This is a genomic window from Xylanimonas sp. McL0601 (assembly GCF_049852175.1).
GTDB lineage: Bacteria > Actinomycetota > Actinomycetes > Actinomycetales > Cellulomonadaceae > Xylanimonas.
In genome coordinates, this window is sequence record NZ_CP187527.1 from 3,002,784 (window position 1) to 3,019,382 (window position 16,599).

Consider the following 16,599-nt stretch of genomic DNA (forward strand, 5'->3'; position numbering starts at 1 on the left):
CCCCGGCCCGCGCGCGGCTGATTCGAGCATTTGGGGCTTGTTCGAGCGCCCGAGGACTCGAACGCGCGACGAATGCTCGAACTCGAGCAGCGCGCCCGCTACCGCGCGGCCGAACGCAGGACCGCTTCGACGTTCGGCGGGCGCCAGCCCTCCGGCTTCAGCTGCTTGCCGTCCGCGCGCCGGGGGCCCGCGGCCTTCGCGAGGTTGGCCCGGTGCACCTCGGCGAAGACGGCGTCGGCCGGGACGCCCAGCGAGAGCAGCGCGCCGTAGGTGACATAGAGCAGGTCGGCGAGCTCGTGCGCGAGCGCCGCGACCTCGGGCAGGCCGGCGGGCTCGTCGTCGGCCGCGAGCGCCCGCAGCCGCGCGAGCTGCTCGAGGACCTCGGCGAACTCCTCGCGCAGCAGGGTCTCGCGCAGCTCGAGGCGGTCGGGGCCGGGCACCTGCGGGCGGCTCGGGTTCGCCTCCCCGATGGCGCGATTGAAGTCGGCGACCAGGTCGGCGTTGCTCATGGGCGCACGGTAACCCGCGCGATGCCGGACCACCGGTGCGGCTTTGATGGCTAGGCTCGCGTCGGGGCCCGACGCGCGGCGAAGGAAGGTCAGTCGTGAAGACGATCATCGTGACCGGCGCGAGCGACGGCATCGGCGCCGCCGCCGCGCAGCAGCTCGCCGCGGAGGGCCACCGCGTCGTCGTCGTCGGCCGCTCCCCCGAGAAGACCGAGGCCGTGGCACGGCGCATCGGCACAGAGGCGTTCCTGCACGCCGACTTCGCACGGCTCGACGACGTCCGCCGCCTGGCCGCCGACCTGCGGCACCTGTGCCCCCGCATCGACGTGCTGGCGAACAACGCGGGCGGCATGTTCGACGGGCCGGTCGCGACCGTGGACGGGTTCGAGCGGACGTTCCAGGTCAACCACCTCGCGCCCTTCCTGCTGACCCACCTGCTGCTGGACGTGCTGATCGACAGCGGGGCGTCCGTGATCGCGACGTCGAGCATGGGCGCGCGCGGCCTGTCGCGCATCGACGCCGACGACCTGCAGACCTGGCACGGGTTCACGACGCCGCGCGCCTACGGCAACGCCAAGCTCGCGAACATCCTGTTCACCAAGGCGCTGCACGAGCGGTACCACGCGCGGGGGCTGTCGGCGGTCGCGTTCCACCCGGGGGTGATCGCGACGAACTTCGCCTCCGAGACCAGGAACTGGATGCGCATCGGCTACCACACGCCGGCGCGCCGCCTGTTCGCGTCGCCGGCCAGGGGTGGGAGCAACCTCGTGTTCTTCGCTGACGGGACGCCAGGCCGCGACTGGGTGCCGGGGGCGTTCTACGACCAGCGCCGCCTGAGCAGCAGCAGCCCGCAGGCCGACGACGAGGCGCTGGTCCGCGCCCACTGGGAGCAGAGCGCGAAACTGCTGGGCCTGCCGGTCTGAGATCCCGCCGAAAATCCTGGTTCCGCGCACGTCCGCCGTCGTACGGTCCGATCATGGCCCTCCAGCTCGCCGCTGTCCGGTTCGACGCCGCCGCCCCTCGCGCGCAGGCTCTCTTCTGGGCCGGGCTGCTCGACCGCGAGGTCGACGCCGCGCCGGGCGACGGCGTCGCGACCGCGCGGGCGCGTGGCACCGCCGTCGCGCTGCGGTTCGTCGCCGCCCCCGAGCCCAAGAAGGGACGCAACCGGATGCACTTCGACCTGACGAGCCGGTCGCACGAGGACCAGGACCGGTTGGTCGCGCGGGCGCTCGAGCTCGGCGGGGGTCACTACGACGTCGGGCAGCGGGGCGACGAGGGCCATGTGGTGCTCGCCGACCCCGAGGGCGACGAGTTCTGCGTCATCGAGCCGGAGAACATGTTCCTCGCGGGGTGCGGGCAGATCGGCGCGCTGAACTGCGAAGGGCTGCGCGCGAGCGGCCTGTTCTGGAGCAAGGCCCTGGGCTGGCCCCTGGTCTGGGACCAGGACGAGGAGACGGCGATCCAGTCGCCCGAGGGGGGCGCGAAGGTCACGTGGAGCGGGCCACCGCTCTTCGACAAGCCGCCGAGCGGCCGGAACCGGTTGCGGATCGAGCTCGTCGCGACCGACGGCGCCGACCGGGACGAGGAGGCCGCGCGGCTGGTGGCGCTCGGGGCTCGCATGATCAGCGCGGAGCCCGACGCGCTCGGGACGCTCACCCTCGCCGACCCCGACGACAACGAGTTCCACCTGGGCTGACGAGGGCCGGGGGCGCTTAGCCGCCGCTCGTGAGAGCACGCCGCCTCACCCGAGGGATGACGACGGCCGCGGTGACGGCCGCGGCCGTCGCGGCGACGAAGCCCAGCCCTTGGTAGGTGATGGCCGCCATGAGCAGACCGGCGGCCAGCCCACCCGCGGCGCCGGCGAGGCTCATCAGGGCGTCGGAGAGACCCTGGGCCGCGACCCTGTCGGCGACCGGCACCTGGGCGACGATCATGCTCGATCCGGCGACCGTGGCGGCCGACCAGCCCAGGCCCAGAAGGATCAGGCCGCCGGCGGTCATCGCGAACCCGCCGTCGCCGAGGCCCGCGAGCACCCCGGCCAGAACGAGCAGGCCCAGGCCGCCGGCCGCCGTCACACGGCCGCCGAAACGGTCGCTCAGCCAGCCCATCAGCGGCGACAGCGCGTACATCCCCGCGACGTGCAGGCTCACCGTGAGGCCCACAATCTCGACGGTCGCGCCGTGCCCGGTCATCTGCACCGGCGTCATGGACATGACGGAGACCATGACGGCGTGCGCGACCAGGATCACGGCCAGCGCCCCACGGGCGGCCGGGTGGGCGGACAGGACGCGCCAGCCGGCCGCGAGCCCGGGACGGCGGTCGACGGCTTCCGTCCCGGGATCCTCGGCCAGGGCGAGCGCCAGCCGGCGCGGGTCCGGGCGGAGCCCGACCGCCAGCACCACGAGCGCCGCGACCGTCCCTATCGCACCCAGGACGAACAGCCCCGTCAGGGCCGGCAAGCCGAACGCCTCGGCCACCCGACCGCCCACGCCGCCGAGCGACGGGCCGGCGACTGCGCCGATGGTCCCCACCCACACCACCAGAGACAGGTCGCGCCCCACGTGGCGCGGCTCCGACAGGTCGGTGGCGGCGAACCGCGCCTGCAGGTTCACGGCCGTGCCGAACCCGGCCAGGGCGCAGCCGAGGACCAGCGCCCAGAACGCGCCGACCACCGCCGCGAGGACGACCACCGCCGCACCGAGCGCCGCCACCAGGAGTCCGGTCGTCAGGGCCGCGCGGCGGCCCGAGAGCCAGGCCAGGCGCATGAGGACGACGGCGGCGAGCGCGGCGCCGAGCGTGGCCGCCGTCGTCGAGGACCCCGCCCAGGCCTTCGACCCGGACAGCTCGACCGCGAGGAGCGACCCGGTCAGCACGACGGCGCTGGCCCCGACTCCGGAGAGCACCTGCGCCACCGAGAGCAGCGTCAGCGTCCGCCGCTGGACCGCCGCGCGGTCGATCCCATCCGTTCGCTGCGTCATCGGCACCTGCGCTCCTCGTCACCGGCGAGGCAGCGTGCCCCGCAGCGGCAGCAGTACACCACGACCGCAGGACAGAGCCGCCGGGTCACGCGTGGCTCGGGTGCTCGTGCTCGGGATGGCTCGCGGGCTCGAGCTGGAAGGTCGAGTGCTCGACGGCGATCGCGAAGTGGGTCGCGACGCACTCCTGGAGCTGGTCGAGGATGTGGCCCGCGTGCCCGTCCCGGAAGCACTCGTTCTCGACGACGACGTGCGCCGACAGCACCGGGAGCCCGGTCGCGATGAGGGAGGCGTGCACGTCGTGCACCTCGCGCACGTGGTCGACCTCGAGCAGGTGGACGCGGACCGCGTCGAGGTCCAGGCCGGGCGGGGTCGACTCGAGCAGGACGGACGCCGTCTCCCACAGCAGCCGGACCGCGCGCGGCAGGATCAGGATGCCGATGAGCAGCGCGGCGACGGCGTCCGCCTGCTGCCACCCGGTCGTGGCGATGACGATCGCCGCGACGATCACGGCGACCGAGCCGAGCGCGTCGTTGGCCACCTCGAGGAACGCCGCCCGCAGGTTGAAGCTCGCCGACCTCCGCGAGGCAAGCACGAGAAGCGAGGCCACGTTCCCGACGAGGCCGATGACGCCGAAGACCAGCAGCTCCGTCGACGCGATGTCGGGCGGCGACCACAGCCGCTGGACGGCCTCGACCAGCACGTAGACGCCGACCGCGAGCAGTACCGCCGACTGGCCGAGCGCTGCCAGGACCTCGGCGCGGCGGTAGCCCCACGTGCGGCGTGACGTCGCGGGGCGCAGCGACAGGTGCGCGGCGAACAGCGCCAGTGCCAGACCGCCGGCGTCGGTGACCATGTGCGCCGCGTCGACCAGCAGCGCGAGCGAGCCGGTGATCAGGGCGCCGACGACCTCCGCGAGCAGGATCGTCGCGGTGATCGCGAACGCGATCGCCAGCCGCCCCCGGTGGTCGCCGGGGCCGCGAACGTGCCCGTGGTCGTGGTCGTGGCTCATGCGCGCCGCCTTCCTCAGTCGCGATCCTGCCACCGGGTCCCGGCGTCGTCGCAGAGCCTTACTATCTGCGTATGCACGAAGATGCTCAAGGATGCACGTTCGACATCGCGTCCCCATATGTCGAGCTCGCCGCCGAGGTCTTCACCCTCCTCGCGGACGCCACGCGGATCCGGATCATCCTGGCGTTGCGCGACGGCGAGGTGTCGGTCAACCACCTGGCTGACGTCGTGGACAAGTCGCCGACCGCGGTCTCGCAGCACCTGGCCAAGCTGCGCTGGGGCCGGATCGTGCGCGCCCGCCAGGAGGGCAACCGGGTCTTCTACTCGCTCGTCGACGAACACGCCCGGCAGCTCGTGACCCAGGCGGTCTTCCAGGCTCAGCACGTCGTCGACGATGATCCCGCACACCACCAGGCGCACCCGTCGCCGAACGCGGCAGCTGCGGCCAAGGGAGCCGCGCAGTGAACGTCCGCACCCGGGAGAGCGCGCTGCGCAACGGCGTCTACCGGCGTCTGCTGACGGCCCAGGTGGTCTCGCTCGCCGGCACCGGCCTCGCGACGGTCGCGCTCGGGCTGCTCGCGTACGACGTCGCCGGCGGCGGAGCCGGGCGGGTGCTCGGCACCGTGTTCGCGATCAAGATGGTGGCCTATGTCGTGGTCGCGCCCGTCGCGCACGCGCTGGTGTCGCGGCTGCCGCGCCGCGCGGTCATGGTGGCCGCCGACGTGCTGCGGGCCGCCGTCGCCGTGATGCTGCCGTTCGTCGACCAGGTCTGGCAGGTGTACCTGCTGGTGTTCGTGCTCCAGGCGGCCTCAGCGGTGCACACGCCCACCTTCCAGGCGGCGGTCCCGGACGTGCTTCCCGACGTGCGTCAGTACACACAGGCACTGTCGTTCTCCCGGCTGGCCGAGGACCTCGAGATGGTGCTCTCCCCCATGCTTGCCGCCGCCCTGCTGCTGGTCGTGCCGCATGACGCCCTCTTCTGGGGCACCGCAATCGGCTTCGGCGCGTCCGCCGTGCTCATCGCGTCGATCGCCATCCCGCGCGCGGCGCCGCCGTCGGGCGGGGGCCACGGGTTCGACGAGCTGCCGTTCGGGGCGCGCGTCCGGCACGGCGCGGCACTGATGTGGCGCATCCGCGCGCTGCGTCCCGTGCTCGCGCTCAACCTTGCGGTCGCCGCAGGCGGGGCCTTCGTGCTTGTCCAGACCGTCGTCATCGCCCGGGAGACTTTCGGTCAGGGAAATGACGTCGTCGCGCTGCTGCTCGCCGTCAACGGCGCCGGGTCCATGACCGCGGCGCTCACCCTCCCCCGCGTGCTGGGCCGCATGACCGAGCGGCGGGTCATGCTCGGCGGGTCCGCCGTGCTGGCCGCGGCGACGCTGCTCGTCCCGCTCGCGCTCGGCAGCGGGTCCACCGGGCTCGGGCTCGCCGCGGTCGGCGTGCTGTGGTTCGCCGTAGGGCTCGGCTGGGCATGCACCGAGGTGCCGTTCGGCCGCCTCGTGGTGCGCGAGGTCCCGGAGGCTGAGCGACCCGCCGTGTTCGCCGCAGAGTTCTCGCTCTCGCATGCGTGCTGGCTGGTCACCTACCCGCTTGCGGGCTGGCTGGGCGCCGTCGGGCTGGGGCCTACCGCGTTGCTGCTCGCCGTCGTGGCAGCGGGCGCTGTCGTGGCCGGGGCCCGGCTCTGGCCGGCGACGGCGGCGGTCACGGCCGCGTAGCGCTGCTCGACCTTCGTGTCGGCGTTTGTCCGTTCAACCGCGCTGACGCTCGGCCCGCTGCTGGATCAGCTCCTCGACCGCAGTGGGGAGGGTGGATTCGAAGTCGATGAGCTTGGCCCACGTCGGGGTGATGACGATCCGGACCATGCCGTCGTAGAGCGAGCGGACCTCGGCCTCCCACTCGACGCGCTGTTCGGCGGTCATCGCGTAGCTGCCGTTCATCTGCAGGTACTCCTCCGGGATGCCGTCCACCACGTCCAGCTCCGCGCGACCGCGGATGAGCAGGATCTTCGGCGGGTGCACCTCGGTATCGATCGTCAGCGCGACGTCGGGGTTGTGCCGCAGATGGGGCAGCTTCGGGGCATTCTTCGGGGTGCAGACGACGATCTCCGAGCCGTTCCAGGTGAAGCCGATCGGGATGTTGCGGGGGGTGCCGTCCTTGGCGACATAGGCCATGCGAAGCAGGTCGCGAGCCAGGAGCTCCTCGCTGAGCGGGCGCCTCAGGATCGCGGTGACTTCGTTCGGTTGCATGAGGGTTGCTCCTTCGTCGGCGTGTGCGACGGCCGTTCGGTTGGTCTTGTCCCTGGGACGGAGCCGCGCGAGTGCTCTCGACATTCACGGCACATGGACCCAGCCCGCCCCCACCGCAGGACTCTCGGCATAGCGTTTCTCATGCGGCGGCGTTCGCCACCTGAAGTGCTACCGACCACGACCTGACCATGCTGGCTGCAATCCGAAGGATCGTTCGTCCCCCCTCCGCACGGGTGACCAACCTGACCCTGCTTGCGGTGCTCGTGCTCGCGTTCGCGACCGGCATCGGGGCGGTCGCCACCGGGTCGTCCCGGGGGCGTTGGGTGGTCGTCGCGCACGGCATCGCGGGGATCGCGGTGATCCTGCTGATCCCATGGAAGAGCCGCATCGTCCGCCACGGGATGCACCGCGAGCGCAGCAGCCGCTGGGCATCCGTGCTCCTCGCCGCACTGGCCGCCACGACCATCGCGGTCGGGCTGGGCTACAGCACAGGTCTGGTGCAGTCGGTCGCCGGCCAGTACGGCATGTGGGTGCACATCGCAGCAGCGCTCGCACTGGCGCCGCTCTTGCTCTGGCACGTGTTCGCCCGCAAGACGCCGCCGCGCAAGACCGACCTCTCCCGCCGCGTCCTGCTGCGGGCCGGCGTGCTCGGCTCCGCCGCGGCGGGGATCTACCTCGCCACCGACTGGGCGGTGCGCCACTCCGACCTGCCCGGCGCGCGCCGTCGGTTCACCGGCTCGCACGAGATCGGCTCGTTCGACCCCGTCGCCATGCCGAGCACGACGTGGCTCAACGACACGACGCCGACCGTCGACCCGGACCGATGGCGACTCACCGTCGTCGACCTGACGGGTAGCTACGAGCTGACGTTGTCCGAGATCACCGAGCACGCGACGCGACTGCGCGCCACCCTCGACTGCACGTCCGGCTGGTTTTCGCACCAGGACTGGACGGGCGTTCCCGTCTCGGCTCTGATCCGCGACCGAGGCGGCGCGAACAGCGTGCTCGTCCACTCCGTGACCGGCTACTGGATCCGGTTCCCCGTCGACGAGATCGACGAGCTGCTCCTTGCGACGAGTGTCGGTGGCGAGCCGCTGGCTCCGCGGCATGGCTACCCGCTGCGCCTCGTCGCCCCCAGCCGCCGCGGGTTCTGGTGGGTCAAGTGGGTCGACCGCGTCGAGGTCCAGGCCGCGCCGGCTTGGTGGCAGCCGCCATTTCCGCTGACGTGATGATCAGCTCAACGAGGCCCATCTGGTCCGCGGTCAGTTGGCGGCCGTTGCGTCAGAGCGGAACTCGGCATCCAGCTCGCTCGGTCCGGTGGGACGCCAGAGTGTGACTGTCCCTTCGACCTCGCGCATTGCCTGCCTCCCGATGGTGCCTCGCCGACGACTCGTTGACCGCCGCCGTTCGCGAGGCTTGGGGCGGGAGCCTCCTCCGCGCGCGGGGCCGTTTCGCGACACACTCGGGCAATGAGGTCGCGCCTATGACTGACTACGACTGGGGACTGGACGCCAAGGAAGCACACTTTGGTGGGCCATTGGAGTCTGGCTTCCATGTCATCGACTCCGACGATCCGCGGTCGCTTCCGGTGGCCGAACGTGCCTTCGCGCTCGGGTATGAGCCGGCGCCCGAAGCTCATCTCGGCAGCACTTCTACGAGCTGGCGCCGCCGAGAGCCGTGCCCTGGGCCTCGTGCGCTTGACGGCGGGCCAGATTTCGGCGCGAGAGACGCACCGACTCCTGGTCGATTCCTCGGTCCTGGTGAGAATCTGGGCTCGGGCCCGGTGGTCGGAGAAGGGAAACGACCCCGAGGTCACCTACCGCGCGCTCACCGTCGGCCAAAACAGTCCCGTCATTCGTGCACGCGCCTTCCGCGGCATCGTTGAAAGCGGTGGGACTCTCGAACGCGACGTCGTGTTGGCCCTGGTACGTGACGCAGAGCCCGCACTTCGCAAGGTTGGGCTCGAGCTGCTCCCGGCAGTCGCAGTTCCAGACGATGCACCGCTTCTGGGCGTCCTCGTCGAGTCAGAGTCGTCCGGCGTTGCGCGCCGCGCGGTCGAGGTGCTTGCGACCTTGCCAATGCGGGATGTCGAGGGGGTAACACAGCGGCTGCTCCTGTCCCAGAGCCCCGCGGTCCGCCATCGCGCATGGCGTCTTCTGCGATCGGTCGGCGACGCCTGGGATCGAACGCTCGCAGACCTCGAGATGACTTTCGACGAGGAGGAGTCCAACGCCGAGCGGGCACGCGATGTGGTCCGGGCACCCGTGTTCGGACATCCGAGCGAGAGTCAGCGAGAGCGAATTGAGCGGCTTCTTGCGCGAACTCCTGAGCCGTATCCGGGCATCGCGTTCGCTGCGGGACTGCGCTGAGGGAGCCGGGCTCCTGGTCGGGCTCCGAAGCCCTCCGGGCCGACCTGGCCGAGGTCGCCCTGTGCAACCTGTCCGACGTCGTCGCCGGCAATAGTCCCGTGCGCCTGCACGTCGCTGAGGGCGGAGACGTCGTCGTGCCGCGCTCCGCACTCACTGCACCGACCCAGATCCTGGCTACCTTCGCTCGGGGCGACGGCGTCACCGTCCTGCCCACGCACGCCGAGCTCACCACCCAGCAGGCCCGCCGACGCCATGCACGTCTCCCGGCCCTGCCTGATCGGACTCCTCGAGACAGGCAAGATCGCGTTAGAGGTTGTCTCACGTGGCGGCCTGGAGCTTCTTGAATGCCGTGATGGTGGCACCGAGGGCGACGAAGGCGGCGTAGAGCTTGCCGTGGCGTTCGTAGCGGATGGTCAGGCGGCGGTAGCCGGTGAGCCAGGCCAGGGTGCGTTCGACCTTCCAGCGGTGACGGCCGAGGCGTTCGGAGGAGTCGATGCCGCGGCGGGCGATCTTCGGGATGATGCCGCGCTGACGCAGGAAGGTGCGCAGGTGGTCGTAGTCGTAGCCCTTGTCGGCGCGCAGCTTGTCCGGCCGGCGCCGGCGCGGGCCGCGCCGGGATCGCAGCGGCGGGATGCCGCGGACCATCGGCTCGGCCGCTTGGGAGTCGTGCAGGTTGGCCGCCGAGACGCCGACGACCAGCGGCAGTCCGTTCGCGTCGGTGATGACGTGGATCTTGGAGCCCTTCTTGCCCCGGTCGACCGGGCTGGGCCCGGTCAGCGAGCCCCCCTTTTGGCCCGGACGCTCGCGGCGTCCAGGATCACCGAGCTCCAGTCCACCATCCCAGCCGCCCCACACCGGTCCAGGACCCGCCGCTGCACGCGGGCGAACACCCCGGCCCGGGCCCAGTCCGTAAATCGCCGGTGCGCCGTGGCCGGCGAGACCCCGAACGAGCCCGGCAGCATCCGCCACGCGCAGCCGCTGGTCAGCACGTACACGATCGCGGTGAACACCGCCCGCGCGTCCACCGGCGCTGTCCCGCCGCCCTGCGGACGCGGCTCGAAGGCGGGCAGGTCGGGTTCGACAAGCTCCCACAGCTCGTCCGGGACCAGCCGCAACGACAACGGATCGCTCACGCCCCCGGATCATGCCGCCCCAAGCATCGCGAACCGCGCAAACACGCCGAACCAGGGTGAACCACGTGAGACATCCTCTTAGGTCGGCGCGCACCTCGTGGATCTAGCGCGGCAGGCATGCTGTACCCATGTCGAAGAGTCTGCCCCTGGGCCCCACGGTGATCGACGACGGCAGCGAGGTGCGGTTCGTCGCAGGGACCGACCAGTTCGCGATTCGTCTCAAGGACGGTCACTTGCACGTGCGCGCCATCGACACCGGCGAGGGTGAAGCACAGATCTCGGTCGTCCCGACGTCGAAGAGCACCCTCAACCTGCGGATCGAAGGTAGACCGTCGCACGGGCCGGTGGAGGTAGAGGGCCCGACCGTGCGATAGACGACTCCCCCCGGTCGAGCGATCCCCGAACCGAGCTGAGTCAATTCGGGCAGATCATCGAGCCGCATGGACTGCACCGCGTCGCTCTGTCCGCAACCCAGCAGCGCTCACTAGCCTGCAGCCCATGGCAAAGACCCATCCGCACCTCGACTCCCCCACAGTCGAGCAGCTCGAAGAGCTCGTGGCCGAGCACGCCCAGCTTGTCCGCGAGGTGTACCTCGCCCTGCACGAGCTGGTCATCGAATCCGTGCCCGAGGCGGGTTAACAGTGGACACTGTGGACAAGTCCATTCGCTCCTGCGCCCGCCAGCTCGGCTACAACGGCTGGGCATGGGCCGCGGTGACGCCATTCACCAAGTGGGCGACCGCGACGCTCCACACCCCCACCGCCCCGTGAGCCGCCCTGTGAACGAGCGTGCCGACGCCGGCAGGACGGCGGAGCGCGTCGTCCTCGTGCTCTACCTGCTGGTGCTCGCCTGGGTCATCCTGCTCAAAATGCACACCGGCGACTTCGGTGACCTGTCCGGCCGCCGATCGCTGAACCTGGTGCCGTTCGCCGGCACGGGCGAGCTGCACGGGCTCGGCTCCCAAGAGCTCGCCATCAACGTGCTCGCATTTATCCCGCTCGGCGTGCTGGTCTACCTGGCGGCACGACGACGCAGCTTCGGGAGGCTGCTCCTGCCCATCGTCGGCGCGGCGCTGGCGTTCGAGGTCGTCCAATACGCCTTGGGCATCGGCGCCAGCGACATCACCGATGTCCTCACCAACACCACGGGCGGCCTGATCGGTCTGGGCATCGCCTGGTTCGGCTTCCGCGTGCTCGGCGCCCGGGCCCAGCGGTGGCTGCTGGTGGGTCTGGTCGTCGTCCTGCTCGCACTGGCCGCCGGATTCGTCGCCTGGTTGCAGGCGACGGGAGTGCGGTTCCGGCTGTAGCGCTCCCCCGATGCCGGGGAACAACGAGTGAGCGAGTTATCGCCCTGTATTCGCCCTGTGAGCCAGTTTTCTGGTGACTCTTCGCTCTCGGTCACCAACCCTTCGCAGGTTTGGCAATGGCCTCCGACCTGCACTGATGCAGGCAAGAGGCCACCGTCTTTGTCGGGGTGACTGGATTCGAACCAGCGACCCTCTGCTCCCAAAGCAGATGCGCTACCAAGCTGCGCCACACCCCGTGCGCCGGCGAACCGGCGGGAGCGAGTCTACCTACCTGACAAGGGTCGGCGGCAGCCAAGCAACAGTGGCCTCCGTGTCAGACCGACGCCATCCCCTTCGTGATGCGCGCAGGGGTCTCGTCGTCGCACTCGGCGAAGAACGAGCCGACGACGTCCTCGAGCTGATCCAGCGACTCGGCGGCGAACAGGACCGGCTGGTACGACGTGATGTCGTAGTTCAGCGTGCCCATCTGCGCGAGGTCGAGGGGGCGGATCTCCATGTGCGCGTACTCGTCCATCTCGCCGAAGCTCGACAGGATGCCCGCACCGTAGGCCTTGAGGTCTCGGGCGTCGCCGGTGCCGTCCCACATCACGCCGAACTCCATCGTGAACCAGAAGATGTCGGCGATGAACTGGACGGTCTCGTCGCGCTCGGCGCGGCGGGTGGCCTCGCCCGCGGCGTGCGTGAGCGCCGCGAAGCGTGGGCTCGCGAGCTGGTTCCCGTGCCCGATCACCTCGTGGATGATGTCGGGCTCAGGCGTGTAGAACGGCTCGGACGGGTGGCGCGTGTACTGCGTGGAGTGGAACTCGCGATCGGCGAGCGAGCCGTAGAACTCGCGCAGCTCGACGAGGCCCGGTGCGGCGACGTACCGGAAACCCGTCAGCGGGTGCAGCAACGCCGTGACGTCGTCGAGCTGGGGGATGTGGTCGGTCGGCAGCCCGAGCCGTTCCTTCGCGGCCAGGTACTCGGGGTGCGCGTGCTGAGCGTGCTTGTCCGCGAGCTGGCGGCACACCTGCACCCAGATGTCGGTCTCGACATCGAGGTAGTCGATGTGCGGGATGGGCTCGCCCCGCTGCCACGCCATCGCGAGGGCGGCGATCTCGTTCCGTCGGGCGCGGTAGGCGAGGTCCTTGAACCCCGGGTGGTTGTCGCCGAGGTGCACCTCCACTGAACCGTCTTCGCCCTTGGTGACCGGGGAGTACAGCTGTGCTTCCTCGAACATGGTCAGCCTCCTTGCCGCACCGTCTTGTGGACGTGATCTACACAACAGTCACAGGCAGGGGTCGGCAAGCGTCGCGCTCGCGGCTGCGCAGTCTGTCGCCAGATGGCCCCCGCGCTGAGCAGGTTGCACAACGCGCCGGCCGATGGCGGTCCCGGTTCGTGCGAAACGAGGAGGCGCGACGACGGTGGCTGAGCGGGTGGCGTTTGCTAAGGTAGCGCCCGCGCACTGACGCCTCGCAGCCCTCTGGGTGCGCGTCGTCGGGCACCGTGCGGACGTAGCTCAATGGTAGAGCCTCAGTCTTCCAAACTGATTACGCGGGTTCGATTCCCGTCGTCCGCTCCCCCGGCTCGACGGCCCGGCCTCCCTCGGGAGGTCGGGTCGTCGTCGCGACGAGACCGCCGCACGCCGAGACGGTCTGGCGAAGCGGGCCTCCGCCGATTTAAGGTGCAACCGTCGCCGGACGTCCGACGACGTTCACCGCGTCGCGCTCACCCGCGCCGACGCCTCCGGCCCGGAGGGAGCAGACCGTGCGTATCGCCGTCGTCCTCCGAGCGTTCTCCGCGACCGACGCCACGACGTCGTGCTGTCGCGACTGTCGTTAGGGCGTCCGTGCCACGCCTGACCCGCCGCGCGCCGTCGCGCGCCACGGGCCGCGGCGACCGCGGGCGCTCGCTCCCCGTCAGCACCACAGCGACCCCAGCGACCCCAGCGACCCCAGCGAAGACGATCCAGCGAAGAGGATGACCATGGCCCGCATCTACGACGACGCGACGAAGCTGATCGGCGGCACGCCGCTCGTTCGCCTGAACAAGCTCACGGAGGGCCTCGGCGCCACCGTCCTCGCGAAGCTCGAGTTCTACAACCCCGCCAACTCGGTCAAGGACCGCATCGGCGTCTCGATCATCGACGCGGCGGAGGCGTCCGGCGAGCTGCAGCCCGGCGGCACCATCGTCGAGGCGACGTCCGGCAACACCGGCATCGCGCTCGCGTGGGTCGGCGCGGTGCGCGGCTACAAGGTCGTGCTCGCGATGCCGGAGACCATGTCGAAGGAGCGTCGCGGCCTGCTGCGCGCGTACGGCGCCGAGCTGGAGCTGACGCCCGGGTCGGAGGGCATGAAGGGCGCACTCGCCGTCGCCGAGAAGATCGTCGCGGAGCGCCCGGGCGCCGTCCTCGCCCGCCAGTTCGCGAACGAGGCCAACCCGGCGATCCACCGCAAGACGACGGCCGAGGAGATCTGGGCCGACACGGACGGCGGCGTCGACATCGTCGTGGCGGGCATCGGCACGGGCGGCACGATCACCGGCGTCGGCCAGGTGCTCAAGGAGCGCAAGCCTGAGGTGCAGATCGTCGCGGTCGAGCCCAAGGAGTCGGCAATCCTCAACGGCGGCGCCCCCGGCCCGCACAAGATCCAGGGCATCGGCGCGAACTTCGTCCCGGAGATCCTGGACACGACGGTCTACGACGAGGTCATCGACATCGACGCGGACACGGCGATCGACTTCGCGCGCCGCGCCGCGAAGGAGGAGGGCCTGCTCGTGGGTATCTCGTCCGGCGCCGCTCTCGCAGCGGCCGTCGAGGTGGCCGGCCGCCCCGAGAACGCGGGCAAGACGATCGTCGCCGTCGTGCCGGACTTCGGCGAGCGCTACCTGTCGACCGTGCTCTACGCCGACCTGATGGACTGACGTGACCGATCTTCGCGCCGTGCGGGCGCAGACGGTGGCCGGGGACGAGGACGAGCGCGCGCACGTCATGCCCCCCGGCCACCGTCCGGGCCTGCGCCATCTCGCCGAGATCCTCCTGGAGGACCTCGATGCCGCCCACGCGCACGACCCCGCGGCGCGCACGCGCCTCGAGGTGGCGCTCGCCTACCCGGGCGTGCACGCCCTGTGGGTGCACCGGCTCAGCCACCGCATGTGGCACGCCGGCCTGCGCCTTCCGGCGCGTCTGCTCTCGCAGTTCAGCCGGTTCCTCACGGGTATCGAGATCCACCCGGGAGCGGTGATCGGCCGGCGGCTGTTCATCGACCACGGGATGGGCGTCGTCATCGGCCAGACGGCCCAGATCGGCGACGACTGCATCCTGTTCCACGGCTCGACCCTCGGCGGCCGGTCGATGACCCGCGGCAAGCGGCACCCCACCCTGGGCAACCGGGTGATGATCGGCGCGGGCGCGAAGGTCCTCGGCCCCGTCCACATCGGGGACGACGCGCAGATCGGCGCGAACGCCGTCGTCGTGAGGGACGTGCCCGCGGGCGCTGTCGCCCTGGGTGTGCCCGCCGAGGTGCGCATGCCGAAGACGGCGGCCAAGGACCGCGACCGGTACCAAGACCCGGCGCTGCTCATCGAGTACATGATCTGAGAGCACACGTGTCAGGCCCAGGGTGCGCGTGAGTGCGCCCTGGGCCTTCCATGTTCACAGGACGTCGCGCCCATTGTTCTAGTTGCGATAGAGCAACTAGAGTGGGGCCATGCTCTGGCGCATCGACTCCGGCAGCGACGATCCGCTCTACGCGCAGCTCGTCGCGCAGGTGCACGTCGCTCTCGCGCGCGGCGAGCTCTCCCCCGGCGACCGCCTCCCCGCGGCGCGCGAGCTGGCGGAGTCGCTCGAGCTGAACATGCACACCGTGCTGCGTGCGTACCAGGAGCTTCGCGACGACGGCGTGCTCGAGCTCCGGCGCGGCCGCGGTGCCGTCGTCGTCCCGGGCACGCCGCACGGACAGGACCGGGTGCGGAGGGCGCTCGCCGCATATGCCGCGGCAGCGCTCGAGGCCGGCCTCTCGCCCGAGGCGGCCACCACCCTGCTCAAGGAGGAGATGAGTCGATGACCTACCGCTCGCCCGCGACGTCGGGCACCACGGCCGCCTGGAAGCCGCGCGCCCACCGGGCCGCGCTCTGGTCCGGCGGAGCGGCGCTCGCGCTCCTGCTCGTCGCCGCGGCGGTCGTGCTCTCGTGGCGGTCGCAGCTGCCCGACCCGATCGCCTCGCACTGGGCCGCAGACGGGCGGCCGGACGGCTTCTCGTCGCTCGGCGGGTTCGTCGCGGTGCTGCTGATCACCGGCGTGGTGTGCATCCTCGCGTTCTCGGCGCTCTGCTGGTTCTGGGGACAGGCGTCCATGACGCGCCGCATCGTCGCGGCCTCCTCGGTGTGGATCGGGGCGTTCCTCGCGATGCTCACGGTCGGCTCGCTGTGGAACCAGCGGGGCCTGACGGACGCTGCGCAGGCGACGAACAGCAGCGGGCTCGTGGCGCTCGCCGTGCTTGTGCCGCTGGTGCCCGCAGCCCTCGTGGCGCTGCTGCTCCCGGGCGACCCGCCGCTGGCGGCTACGACGCCGGTGCGCGCCGATGCGGCCCGTGTGCCGCTCGCGCCGCAGGAGCGCGCCGTCTGGCTGCGGCGCGTGCACGGCGGGCCGGGGATCGTGGTGGGCGTCGTCGCGATCGCGGTGACGGCGGCGATCGCCGTGCTGACTCAGCTCTGGGCGCTGCTGATGGTCCCGGTGCTTCTCGCGGTGCTGTTCGCGTGCTTCTTCGAGTTCGAGGTGCGTGTCGACGCGAGCGGGCTCCGCGTGCGCTCGGGGCTGGGCTGGCCGCGGACGTTCATCCCGGCCGACGAGGTCCTGGCGGCGTCGAAGGTCGACGTGAACCCGTTCACCGAGTTCGGCGGGTGGGGCTGGCGCGTCGGCCGGCACGGACGCGTGGGGATCGTGCCCCGCGGGGGCGAGGCGCTGCTGGTCGAGCGCAGCGGCGAACGCTCGCTGGTGGTCACCATCGACGACGCCGCGGCCGGGGCGGCGCTGCTCAACACCATGGCGGACCGCGCGCAGGCGCGGTGACGCAGCGCG

At 71.2% G+C, this 16,599-nt stretch carries 19 protein-coding genes and 2 tRNA genes; 14 read left to right on the top strand and 7 right to left on the bottom strand.

What is annotated here, in order from left to right:
- Positions 1–98: 98 nt before the first annotated feature.
- Positions 99–509, bottom strand: a complete 411-nt coding sequence (locus ACO4JP_RS13895) for a hypothetical protein (protein WP_425954577.1) — start codon at positions 507–509, stop codon at positions 99–101.
- Positions 510–604: 95 nt separating this feature from the next.
- On the opposite strand from ACO4JP_RS13895, the gene ACO4JP_RS13900 reads away from it, so the two are divergent.
- Together ACO4JP_RS13900 and ACO4JP_RS13905 are read left to right on the top strand one after the other, a co-directional pair.
- Positions 605–1,429, top strand: coding sequence for an SDR family NAD(P)-dependent oxidoreductase (locus ACO4JP_RS13900; protein ID WP_425954578.1), 825 nt, complete (start codon positions 605–607; stop codon positions 1,427–1,429).
- A 53-nt stretch (positions 1,430–1,482) separates the two neighbouring features.
- Positions 1,483–2,202, top strand: coding sequence for a VOC family protein (locus ACO4JP_RS13905; RefSeq protein WP_425954579.1), 720 nt, complete (start codon positions 1,483–1,485; stop codon positions 2,200–2,202).
- Positions 2,203–2,218: 16 nt separating this feature from the next.
- Here the strand turns inward: ACO4JP_RS13905 and ACO4JP_RS13910 are convergent, their stop codons facing one another.
- Both ACO4JP_RS13910 and ACO4JP_RS13915 read right to left on the bottom strand, forming a co-directional pair.
- Positions 2,219–3,484, bottom strand: coding sequence for an MFS transporter (locus ACO4JP_RS13910; protein WP_425954580.1), 1,266 nt, complete (start codon positions 3,482–3,484; stop codon positions 2,219–2,221).
- An 85-nt stretch (positions 3,485–3,569) separates the two neighbouring features.
- The gene (locus tag ACO4JP_RS13915) at positions 3,570–4,493 is read right to left on the bottom strand and encodes a cation diffusion facilitator family transporter (protein ID WP_425954581.1); all 924 of its coding nucleotides are present in this window, start codon (positions 4,491–4,493) and stop codon (positions 3,570–3,572) included.
- A gap of 71 nt (positions 4,494–4,564) precedes the next feature.
- Here ACO4JP_RS13915 and ACO4JP_RS13920 point away from each other — a divergent pair, with 71 nt between their 5' ends.
- Positions 4,565–4,957 (top strand): ArsR/SmtB family transcription factor, encoded by a 393-nt coding sequence (locus tag ACO4JP_RS13920; protein ID WP_425954582.1) that lies wholly within the window; start codon positions 4,565–4,567, stop codon positions 4,955–4,957.
- A complete protein-coding gene (locus ACO4JP_RS13925) occupies positions 4,954–6,204 on the top strand; it encodes an MFS transporter (protein ID WP_425954583.1) in 1,251 nt (416 codons plus the stop codon). Before ACO4JP_RS13920 ends, ACO4JP_RS13925 begins: the two co-directional genes overlap by 4 nt.
- Before the next feature lie 33 nt (positions 6,205–6,237).
- On the opposite strand, the gene ACO4JP_RS13930 is transcribed toward ACO4JP_RS13925, so the two are convergent.
- Entirely contained in the window at positions 6,238–6,735 is a 498-nt protein-coding gene (locus tag ACO4JP_RS13930) for a pyridoxamine 5'-phosphate oxidase family protein (RefSeq protein ID WP_425954584.1), read from the bottom strand.
- Between the two features lie 233 nt (positions 6,736–6,968).
- On the opposite strand from ACO4JP_RS13930, the gene ACO4JP_RS13935 reads away from it, so the two are divergent.
- Together ACO4JP_RS13935 and ACO4JP_RS13940 are read left to right on the top strand one after the other, a co-directional pair.
- Positions 6,969–7,964 (top strand): molybdopterin-dependent oxidoreductase, encoded by a 996-nt coding sequence (locus tag ACO4JP_RS13935; protein ID WP_425954585.1) that lies wholly within the window; start codon positions 6,969–6,971, stop codon positions 7,962–7,964.
- A 324-nt stretch (positions 7,965–8,288) separates the two neighbouring features.
- Positions 8,289–9,104 (top strand): HEAT repeat domain-containing protein, encoded by an 816-nt coding sequence (locus tag ACO4JP_RS13940; protein WP_425954586.1) that lies wholly within the window; start codon positions 8,289–8,291, stop codon positions 9,102–9,104.
- Between the two features lie 318 nt (positions 9,105–9,422).
- Here the strand turns inward: ACO4JP_RS13940 and ACO4JP_RS13945 are convergent.
- Positions 9,423–10,225, bottom strand: a protein-coding gene (locus ACO4JP_RS13945) for an IS5 family transposase (protein WP_425957030.1) whose coding sequence is annotated in 2 segments (ribosomal slippage) — positions 9,423–9,889 and positions 9,889–10,225 — 804 coding nt in all. Because the reading frame shifts where the segments join, the coding sequence is not laid out codon by codon here.
- A 140-nt stretch (positions 10,226–10,365) separates the two neighbouring features.
- On the opposite strand from ACO4JP_RS13945, the gene ACO4JP_RS13950 reads away from it, so the two are divergent.
- From ACO4JP_RS13950 to ACO4JP_RS13960, 3 genes are all read left to right on the top strand, one after another.
- Entirely contained in the window at positions 10,366–10,611 is a 246-nt protein-coding gene (locus ACO4JP_RS13950) for a hypothetical protein (RefSeq protein ID WP_425954587.1), read from the top strand.
- A 124-nt stretch (positions 10,612–10,735) separates the two neighbouring features.
- The gene (locus ACO4JP_RS13955; protein ID WP_425954588.1) at positions 10,736–10,876 is read left to right on the top strand and encodes a hypothetical protein; all 141 of its coding nucleotides are present in this window, start codon (positions 10,736–10,738) and stop codon (positions 10,874–10,876) included.
- Positions 10,877–11,003: 127 nt separating this feature from the next.
- On the top strand, positions 11,004–11,543 hold the full coding sequence (locus ACO4JP_RS13960; RefSeq protein ID WP_425954589.1) for a VanZ family protein: 540 nt from the start codon (positions 11,004–11,006) through the stop codon (positions 11,541–11,543).
- Between the two features lie 162 nt (positions 11,544–11,705).
- Here ACO4JP_RS13960 and ACO4JP_RS13965 read toward each other — a convergent pair.
- Positions 11,706–11,779, bottom strand: a tRNA-Pro gene (locus tag ACO4JP_RS13965).
- Positions 11,780–11,856: 77 nt separating this feature from the next.
- Positions 11,857–12,762 (bottom strand): phenylalanine 4-monooxygenase, encoded by a 906-nt coding sequence (locus ACO4JP_RS13970; RefSeq protein ID WP_425954590.1) that lies wholly within the window; start codon positions 12,760–12,762, stop codon positions 11,857–11,859.
- A gap of 268 nt (positions 12,763–13,030) precedes the next feature.
- Between ACO4JP_RS13970 and ACO4JP_RS13975 the strand changes: the two genes are divergently transcribed.
- From ACO4JP_RS13975 to ACO4JP_RS13995, 5 genes are all read left to right on the top strand, one after another.
- A tRNA-Gly gene (locus tag ACO4JP_RS13975) sits at positions 13,031–13,101 on the top strand.
- 407 nt (positions 13,102–13,508) lie between these two features.
- Complete coding sequence (cysK, locus tag ACO4JP_RS13980) at positions 13,509–14,444, top strand: cysteine synthase A (protein ID WP_425954591.1); 936 nt, start codon at positions 13,509–13,511, stop codon at positions 14,442–14,444.
- Positions 14,445–14,511: 67 nt separating this feature from the next.
- Complete coding sequence (epsC, locus tag ACO4JP_RS13985; protein ID WP_425957119.1) at positions 14,512–15,120, top strand: serine O-acetyltransferase EpsC; 609 nt, start codon at positions 14,512–14,514, stop codon at positions 15,118–15,120.
- Between the two features lie 109 nt (positions 15,121–15,229).
- A complete protein-coding gene (locus ACO4JP_RS13990; RefSeq protein WP_425954592.1) occupies positions 15,230–15,586 on the top strand; it encodes a GntR family transcriptional regulator in 357 nt (118 codons plus the stop codon).
- Positions 15,583–16,590 (top strand): DUF1648 domain-containing protein, encoded by a 1,008-nt coding sequence (locus tag ACO4JP_RS13995; RefSeq protein WP_425954593.1) that lies wholly within the window; start codon positions 15,583–15,585, stop codon positions 16,588–16,590. Before ACO4JP_RS13990 ends, ACO4JP_RS13995 begins: the two co-directional genes overlap by 4 nt.
- Positions 16,591–16,599: the final 9 nt, after the last annotated feature.

Excerpts from the sequence above, each read along its gene's own strand:
- ACO4JP_RS13895 (WP_425954577.1), bottom strand. The coding sequence starts at position 509 with ATGAGCAACGCCGACCTGGTCGCCGACTTCAATCGCGCCATCGGGGAG.
- ACO4JP_RS13905 (WP_425954579.1), top strand. The coding sequence starts at position 1,483 with ATGGCCCTCCAGCTCGCCGCTGTCCGGTTCGACGCCGCCGCCCCTCGC.
- ACO4JP_RS13910 (WP_425954580.1), bottom strand. The coding sequence starts at position 3,484 with ATGACGCAGCGAACGGATGGGATCGACCGCGCGGCGGTCCAGCGGCGG.
- ACO4JP_RS13915 (WP_425954581.1), bottom strand. The coding sequence starts at position 4,493 with ATGAGCCACGACCACGACCACGGGCACGTTCGCGGCCCCGGCGACCAC.
- ACO4JP_RS13920 (WP_425954582.1), top strand. The coding sequence starts at position 4,565 with ATGCACGAAGATGCTCAAGGATGCACGTTCGACATCGCGTCCCCATAT.
- ACO4JP_RS13930 (WP_425954584.1), bottom strand. The coding sequence starts at position 6,735 with ATGCAACCGAACGAAGTCACCGCGATCCTGAGGCGCCCGCTCAGCGAG.
- ACO4JP_RS13940 (WP_425954586.1), top strand. The coding sequence starts at position 8,289 with ATGTCATCGACTCCGACGATCCGCGGTCGCTTCCGGTGGCCGAACGTG.
- ACO4JP_RS13950 (WP_425954587.1), top strand. The coding sequence starts at position 10,366 with ATGTCGAAGAGTCTGCCCCTGGGCCCCACGGTGATCGACGACGGCAGC.
- ACO4JP_RS13955 (WP_425954588.1), top strand. The coding sequence starts at position 10,736 with ATGGCAAAGACCCATCCGCACCTCGACTCCCCCACAGTCGAGCAGCTC.
- ACO4JP_RS13970 (WP_425954590.1), bottom strand. The coding sequence starts at position 12,762 with ATGTTCGAGGAAGCACAGCTGTACTCCCCGGTCACCAAGGGCGAAGAC.
- cysK (WP_425954591.1), top strand. The coding sequence starts at position 13,509 with ATGGCCCGCATCTACGACGACGCGACGAAGCTGATCGGCGGCACGCCG.
- epsC (WP_425957119.1), top strand. The coding sequence starts at position 14,512 with ATGCCCCCCGGCCACCGTCCGGGCCTGCGCCATCTCGCCGAGATCCTC.
- ACO4JP_RS13990 (WP_425954592.1), top strand. The coding sequence starts at position 15,230 with ATGCTCTGGCGCATCGACTCCGGCAGCGACGATCCGCTCTACGCGCAG.
- ACO4JP_RS13995 (WP_425954593.1), top strand. The coding sequence starts at position 15,583 with ATGACCTACCGCTCGCCCGCGACGTCGGGCACCACGGCCGCCTGGAAG.